7 protein-coding genes are annotated in these 5,484 nt (G+C 63.7%); 3 read left to right on the plus strand and 4 right to left on the minus strand.

The features are described from left to right. On the plus strand, window positions 1-678 hold a 678-nt coding region (locus WB785_RS17260), incomplete at its 5' end, for an SDR family NAD(P)-dependent oxidoreductase (RefSeq protein ID WP_424080529.1). Window positions 679-694: 16 nt separating this feature from the next. Here WB785_RS17260 and WB785_RS17265 read toward each other — a convergent pair. Continuing rightward, entirely contained in the window at window positions 695-1,231 is a 537-nt protein-coding gene (locus tag WB785_RS17265; RefSeq protein WP_424080530.1) for a YceI family protein, read from the minus strand. A 173-nt stretch (window positions 1,232-1,404) separates the two neighbouring features. Here WB785_RS17265 and WB785_RS17270 point away from each other — a divergent pair, with 173 nt between their 5' ends. Continuing rightward, on the plus strand, window positions 1,405-1,809 hold the full coding sequence (locus WB785_RS17270; protein WP_424080531.1) for an HIT family protein: 405 nt from the start codon (window positions 1,405-1,407) through the stop codon (window positions 1,807-1,809). Between the two features lie 29 nt (window positions 1,810-1,838). On the opposite strand, the gene WB785_RS17275 is transcribed toward WB785_RS17270, so the two are convergent. The 3 genes from WB785_RS17275 to WB785_RS17285 form a co-directional block, all read right to left on the minus strand. Beyond that, the gene (locus WB785_RS17275) at window positions 1,839-2,495 is read right to left on the minus strand and encodes a hypothetical protein (RefSeq protein ID WP_424080532.1); all 657 of its coding nucleotides are present in this window, start codon (window positions 2,493-2,495) and stop codon (window positions 1,839-1,841) included. 81 nt (window positions 2,496-2,576) lie between these two features. After that, entirely contained in the window at window positions 2,577-4,037 is a 1,461-nt protein-coding gene (locus WB785_RS17280; RefSeq protein ID WP_424080533.1) for a sensor histidine kinase, read from the minus strand. Between the two features lie 21 nt (window positions 4,038-4,058). Next, a complete protein-coding gene (locus tag WB785_RS17285; protein WP_424080534.1) occupies window positions 4,059-4,778 on the minus strand; it encodes a response regulator transcription factor in 720 nt (239 codons plus the stop codon). 115 nt (window positions 4,779-4,893) lie between these two features. Between WB785_RS17285 and WB785_RS17290 the strand changes: the two genes are divergently transcribed. Further along, on the plus strand, window positions 4,894-5,484 hold a 591-nt coding region (locus tag WB785_RS17290; protein ID WP_424080535.1), incomplete at its 3' end, for a hypothetical protein.

The raw sequence follows: 5,484 nt of genomic DNA on the forward strand, positions 1-5,484 counted from the left end.
GATCAGGCGACCGCGGAAGCGTTGGTGGACAAGTGCATTGACGAGTTCGGTGCCATCCACATCCTGGTCAACTGTGCCGGTATCGCCGAACCGCCGGGATCGTCCATCCTCGACATCAGCCCCGCCCAGTTCGGCGAGCTGCTCGAGTCGCATTTGGGTACGGTATTCGCAACCTGCCGCGCAGCCGCCCCGAAGATGGTCGAGCAAGGTGGCGGCAGCATCGTCAACACCAGCTCGTTCGCGTTCCTCGGTGACTACGGCGGCACCGGATATCCGGCCGGCAAGGGTGCGGTCAACAGCCTGACGTTAGCGATTGCCGCGGAACTGAAAGAGCACGGCGTGCGGGCCAACGTGGTGTGTCCGGGCGCCAGAACGCGGTTGTCCACCGGGCCGGAGTACGAAGACCACATCGTCGACCTGAACCGACGGGGACTGCTCGACGACGTCTCGATGCAGGGGTCGCTGGACGTCGCACCGCCGGACTACGTCGCTCCCACATATGTCTATCTGGTCAGTGACCTCGCAGACCACGTGACGGGCGAAATCTTTGTTACCACAGGCGGTTTCATTGGGCGATACCCGCGAACTACGCCTGCGCTGATCGGGTACCGGGATCACCGCGACTCACCACCGTGGTCGGTGGCCGAGCTTTCCGCGTTGATCGGGGGAGCCGCGTAAGTCCCTTGCTTTGGGCCTAGCCGGCCTCGCGACGGAACACCAGGCAGACCTTCAGCGCTGTCTTGGCGCCCACCATGCCGAACATGTTTCCTTCCACGGCGAACTGCTTGCGCGCGACCGTCGTGTGTGCCGTCAGCTGCACCTCACCGTCGCCGAGCACCTCGACGTGAGCCTCCAACGGCAGCGGCGCCGTGATGCCCTTGGCCGTCAGAGTCGCGTTCAGGCGAACAGTGTCACCACTGCTGGCCTCACCGCCGGCGACCTCGACGATGATGCTCGGGTACTTCTCCACATCGAAGAAGGCCGGCGAACGCAGGTCCTCGTCGCGCTTTCCCAGTCCGGTGTGCACCGAGGCGGCCTTAACTTCGATTCGGCCCGATACCGTTCGAGCATCCTCGATTTGCCCGCCGCCGCTGAATTCGGTGAATTCGCCGCGGACTTTCAGCGCGCCCCACATCGTCTTGTTTTCGAACCGGATGGAGGATCGCTCAGGAACCGCGTTCCAAACCCCCACCGACTCGGGACTGCTGAGAAACGTTGTGACAGCCAACATGTCATCTCCCTCGCGTGTCAGCGCGGGTTGACTACGCAGCACCGCTGCCAACCCGACGGCTTTCGCACCAGCTAATAATCGACGATAGTCCTCGCGGCTATTCCGTGACAGCGAAGTGCGTCAGATGCCCCGCCGACCCTGACAAGCGCAGCGGGGCTCATAAGCTGGGTCGCATGCCTACCCTCTTCACCAAGATCATCAACCGGGAACTGCCAGGCCGGTTCGTCTACGAGGACGACGAAGTCGTCGCCTTCTTGACCATCCAGCCGATGACGCAGGGACACACTCTGGTCGTGCCGCGAGCAGAGATCGACCAATGGCAGGACATTGACACAGCCGTGTTCGGCCGGGTGATGTCGGTGGCACAGCTGATCGGCAAGGCGGTGTGCCGGGCCTTCGATGCCGACCGCGCTGGGGTGATCATCGCTGGGCTCGAGATTCCTCACCTGCACGTCCACGTCTTCCCGACGCGCAGCTTGAGCGATTTCGGCTTCGCCAATGTCGATAACAATCCGTCTCCGGCATCTCTCGACGAGGCCCAGGCCAAGATCAAGGCGGCCCTCGCCGAGCTGGTCTGAGCTGCGCCCAGCGGGTTAGCGCCGTTCTACTAACCGTGCCTGGACTTGAATTGGGCGGGAAAGCTCTGCTGAGCAGATTTCGCCCACTCATCCATGTTGTCGGCGCTGATGTCGAAGGAAGACTTATACGAGGTGTACAACAGCGCCAGCGCGATTACATACACAACCCCCATCACGCCTGCGAGCACTTGCCAATCCTCGTTTATCACGATGGGCACCGATATGCTCGAAATGGTAAGAGCTAACACGACGGCCAGCACTCCTCCGTAAGTCATAACGCTGGCGGCGGCCATACCAAATCTGCGCTCTTTCACCAGAACTGGGAGCTCAACCACCATTCTGCCGCTGGTATGTCCGATCCACAGCCGGGTTGGATGCTTAATGCTCGGAATCAAATCCAAGAGCCTCTGCTCGAGAACGATGATCACCTGGTTGTGCGCCCACACTCGACTGTTCAATTGCGAGTGCCAAGCAATCACTATAAAAGCCGGTACAGGAATAAGCGGAATCAGATAGTGCGGTATTGTTTCCACCCTCGTTGCCCAGGCAATGAGGACCACCGAAGAATAGCCAATTAAGACGTTTACCAGGGTGAGCGCATGCCCAAGAATGCTTTGCACCTCGGATCGTTCGGCTGCATACAACGCAGCAAGCGCGGCTGGGGAGTCATCGCTCTGAGTCGTCATCGGATCGGCCCTTGTCTGCTGTGATCGTGCACAGGTGCGATCGTTGCTTGACGCCGAATTACTTTATCTCCGGCCTGCCGTTCAGCTTGGTTGTCCGACCCTGCGCGCCGAGCGGTCGGCGCGGGTAGGCACGTCAGCGATGCGCGGCAGGCTGACGTAGAAGCGGCAGCCCTGCCCCGGCGCCGTGGTCACCGTGACGATGCCGCCATGCGCGGTAACCAGGGAATCGACGATCGACAGGCCCAGGCCGCTACCGCCGCTGATCCGTGCGCGCGACGAGTCGGTGCGATAAAACCGTTCGAAGATGCGCAGCGCATCCTGCCGGCTCATGCCGGGGCCTTCGTCGACAACCTCCAAGATCGCGTCGTCGGCGTCGGTGCCGACCCGAACGGTGATGGCTGCGGATTCGGGCGTGTGTTCCAAAGCGTTGGTCATCAGGTTGCCAAGCACCTGACGCAGCCGAGGCTCGTCGCCCAGCACCTCAGGGATGCCGGGACCGTCGAGCACTTCCATGGTGATCTTGCGGTTCGGTGCGACCGCCTGCGCGTCGTGCACGGCATCGCTGGCCAGCGCCAGCAGGTCCACTCGGTGCTGCTCGATCGGCCGCTGCGCGTCAATCCGGGCCAACAGCAGCAGATCATCGACCATCAGGCCCATCCGCCGCGATTCGCTTTCGATTCGCGACATCACCATTTCCATGTCGCGGGCAGCCCCCTGGCGGTACAACTCGGCGAAGCCGCGCATGGTCGTCAGCGGGGTGCGCAGTTCATGGCTGGCGTCGGTGATGAAGCGCCGCATCCGCTCTTCTGAGGTCCGCGCCTTCTCCGCCGAGGCCTCCGACGACGCAAACGCCCGCTGGATCTGAGCGAGCATTCCGTTGAGCGCCTGGGAAAGTCGACCAACCTCGGTACGCGGATCACGTTCGGGGACACGGCGATCCAGCTGGCCGGCGGCGATCGCCGCCGCGGTCTTCTCGACCTCCGTCAGCGGTCGCAGACTTCGGTGAACCACCCATGACCCGGCCAACCCGAGGACCAGCAATACCGCGGCGCCAATGCCGAATTGCAACAAAACCAGCGACCGGACCGTTTGCTGAATGTCGGAAAGGTCGTAGGCGACGGTGACCAGCCGACCGCTCGGTGCACGTACCGACACCACCCGCCAGTGCACGGCAGATTTGTCGACCGATCCAACGGTAATCGGGTCGCGGCCGACGTCGTTGTTGCTGGGCAGGACGGGTTCTGCGTTGCTGTCGTTCACGACCGTCGTCATGTGGCCGTCCACAGTGATGTAGCGGACGTAGAAGTTCGACGGCGGACGGTCCAACGTCGGCCCCCGACGCACCGGAAGCGATCCCCGGGGTGCCTGCGCCCAACCGCGAGACGCCTCCTCCAGCGTCTGGTCGACGCGCTGGATCAAGCTGTGTCGCAGGATCGAGGTGACCGCAATGCCGGACGCCGTCAACCCGCACGCGGCCAGCAGCAGGAGGGCGGCGATCAGGCCGACGCGAAGCGGCACGGCGACCCGAAATTTTCTCGGCATCCCCTTATTCTGCGCCGACGGTTACCGCGGCTCGCGCAGCACGTAGCCCACGCCGCGCAGGGTGTGCAGTAACCGCTTCTCTCCGGTGTCGATTTTGCGCCGCAGATACGACACATAGGACTCGACGACGTTGACGTCACCACCGAAGTCGTAGCGCCAGACGTGGTCCAGGATTTTCGGCTTGCTCAGCACGGTGCCGGCATTGATCACGAAGTAGCGCAGCAGGGTGAACTCGGTGGGCGACAACGACACCGGCTCGCCGGCCTTCCACACTTCGTGGGTGTCCTCGTCGAGTTCGATGTCAGAGAATGTCAGCCGGGCATTGCGCCGCTGAGTGACGCCTTTGCCGGTGCGCCGCAAGATGACTCGCAACCGAGCGACGACCTCTTCCAGGCTGAACGGTTTGGTGACGTAGTCGTCGCCGCCGAGCGTCAGCCCCGCGACCTTGTCCTGCAGCGAGTCGCGCGCGGTGAGGAACAGCGCGGGGGCGTCGATGCCGTCGGCGCGGAGCCGACGCAGCACCCCGAAGCCGTCCATACCGGGCATCATCACGTCGAGGATCACCGCATCCGGCTTGACGTCGCGGGCCAAATCCAACGCCGCGGGGCCGTTCGTCGCGGTGTGCACCTCGAAGCCCTGGAACTTGAGGCTGACCGACAGAAGTTCGACGATGTTGTCTTCGTCGTCGACGACGAGCACCCGCGCTTCGGGAGTTGTTTCTTCTGCGATTGCGGTAGCCATCTGTCTATTTGCTCGCACTTAGCTCTGTACAGCCTCGACATATGCTGTGGACTTGCTGTCAGTTAGTTTTGCGACAGCTTCCGGCCGCTGCCACCGGCGCGAATACACTCGGAGAATGAACCTCGGCAAAAGCCTGGCCGCCATCGCCACCGCACCCGTGCGCATCGGCCTCGCGGCCGCCGACGCGGGGCTAGGCGTTGCGACGTCGGCGCTTGGCCTAGCGCATCGAACCTTGGGCGAGGAGGGCCCGTCGGTCGGGTCCAATGCGGTCGTGCACATGCTGGGCATCGACGACGCGATTACCCGCGCCAACCGGCTGGCCCGGTTGTTGGACGACAATGCGCCGCTGGGTCGCGCCCTGGCTACCGACGGGCCGATCGATCGGTTGCTGCGTCCGGATGGGGTGGTCGACATGCTCACGGCACCGGGCGGCTTGCTTGACCGGCTGACCGCCGAGGGTGGTGGGCTGGAGCGGGCGTTGAAGCCCGGCGGCTTGGTGGATCAGCTGACCGCCGACGAGGGGCTGATCGACCGGGTTCTCGCCGAGGACGGGCTGGCGGACCGGCTGCTGGCCGAGGGCGGGCTGATCGACAAGCTGACGGCCCGCAACGGGCCGCTCGAGCAGCTCGCCGCGGTCGCCGACACCCTGAGCCGGCTGGCACCCGGGATGGAAGCGCTGGAGCCGGCCATTGCCACCCTGCAGGAT

This window comes from Mycobacterium sp., from assembly GCF_049585075.1.
In the GTDB taxonomy this organism is placed as follows: Bacteria; Actinomycetota; Actinomycetes; order Mycobacteriales; family Mycobacteriaceae; genus Mycobacterium.

Coding starts and splice junctions, on each gene's coding strand:
- WB785_RS17270 (WP_424080531.1), top strand. CDS start 1,405: ATGCCTACCCTCTTCACCAAGATCATCAACCGGGAACTGCCAGGCCGG.
- WB785_RS17285 (WP_424080534.1), bottom strand. CDS start 4,778: ATGGCTACCGCAATCGCAGAAGAAACAACTCCCGAAGCGCGGGTGCTC.
- WB785_RS17280 (WP_424080533.1), bottom strand. CDS start 4,037: ATGCCGAGAAAATTTCGGGTCGCCGTGCCGCTTCGCGTCGGCCTGATC.
- WB785_RS17275 (WP_424080532.1), bottom strand. CDS start 2,495: ATGACGACTCAGAGCGATGACTCCCCAGCCGCGCTTGCTGCGTTGTAT.
- WB785_RS17265 (WP_424080530.1), bottom strand. CDS start 1,231: ATGTTGGCTGTCACAACGTTTCTCAGCAGTCCCGAGTCGGTGGGGGTT.